The organism is Synechococcus sp. WC101, from assembly GCF_047461555.1.
GTDB lineage: Bacteria > Cyanobacteriota > Cyanobacteriia > Thermostichales > Thermostichaceae > Thermostichus.
The window spans coordinates 1-1,250 of the sequence record NZ_JANSHG010000300.1 but is presented as its reverse complement, the minus strand read 5'-3'; the positions used below and the strand labels follow the sequence as shown (position 1 = coordinate 1,250).

The following is a 1,250-nucleotide window of genomic DNA, read 5'->3' as shown; positions in this document are numbered from 1 at the left end:
GTGAGGGCAAAACCAAAGGCAATGAGAGCCACAGAGGTGCGCAGCCAAGCCAGAAAGGTGCGCTCGTTGGCCTGGTGTTCCCGTTGGCGATCCGGGGGCAGGTTCATGGGCTGAAGGGATCCCTCAGGGGCTAATTTTAAGGCAGCGGGGATCGGGCAAGCTGGCCTTTTCCGGCTGGCGGGGGAAATAAAAGGCGGTACGCCGGCAGGTCTCCACCAACATCAACATCACCGGCACCTCGATCAACACCCCTACGACGGTGGCCAGGGCGGCCCCTGAGTTCAAGCCAAACAGCACCACCGCCGTTGCAATGGCCACCTCAAAGTGGTTGCTGGCGCCGATTAAAGCTGCCGGAGCCGCATCCTCATAGCACAAGCCCAGTTTCTGGGCTGCCACATAGGTGATGCCGAAAATGAGGTTGGTTTGAACGAAAAGAGGCACTGCGATCAACAAAATGTGGAAGGGATTTTCCACAATGAGATCCCCTTTAAAAGCAAAAAGAAGCACCAACGTCACCAGCAAGGCGGCGATGGCAATGGGGTTGAGGTAGCGCAAAAAAGCTTTTTCAAACCATTCCCGGCCCTTGGTTTTGAGAATCCAATAGCGGGAGGCTGCTCCTGCAACTAACGGTAGGTCCACATAGACGGCCACCGACAGCAAAATGGTTTGCCAGGGCACCGTTAAATCGCTCATGGCCAGCAGCCAGCGGCCCAGCGGTGCGTAGAGGAAGAGCATGGTTAAAGAGTTCACCGCCACCATCACCAGGGTGTGGCCCTGGTTGCCATAGCTGAGATAGCCCCACATCAGCACCATGGCTGTACAAGGAGCAATGCCCAACAAAATGGCCCCGGCAATGTAGGAGCTGCTGAGGCTAATCTCTGTGCCGCGGATGATTTCCGTGCCGGTTATCCAAGGGGCAAACAGCCACCCCAAAAAAAACTGGGCGATCACCACCATGGTAAAGGGCTTCACCAGCCAGTTCACGGCCAGGGTCAACAGCACTGGCTTGGGAGATTTCAAAGCATAGGCTGCCTGGCCGAAGTCAATTTCACCATGATGGGATACATCATGAAAAACAGGCAGACGGCAATGGGAAGGGAGACCTGATAGAGGCTCAAGGCATCCAAAGCCTCGGCCACGCCCGGAAACCATCGCCCCAGGAGGATCCCGGCAACAATACACAGGGCCACCCAAAGGGTGAGATAGCGCTCAAAAAAGCTCAGGGAGCCGCCGCTGGGGAGAGCTTTGGG

At 56.5% G+C, this 1,250-nt stretch carries 3 protein-coding genes; all 3 read right to left on the bottom strand.

What is annotated here, in order from left to right; translation table 11 throughout:
- A partial coding sequence (locus NW809_RS12665) for a YidH family protein (protein ID WP_414402306.1) occupies positions 1-107 on the bottom strand: 107 nt, incomplete at its 3' end.
- A gap of 16 nt (positions 108-123) precedes the next feature.
- A complete protein-coding gene (gene arsB, locus NW809_RS12660) occupies positions 124-1,020 on the bottom strand; it encodes an ACR3 family arsenite efflux transporter (RefSeq protein WP_414402305.1) in 897 nt (298 codons plus the stop codon).
- Positions 1,017-1,250, bottom strand: a 234-nt coding sequence (locus NW809_RS12655) for an arsenic resistance protein (protein WP_414402304.1), incomplete at its 5' end; no start/stop codon positions are given. The genes arsB and NW809_RS12655, both read right to left, overlap by 4 nt.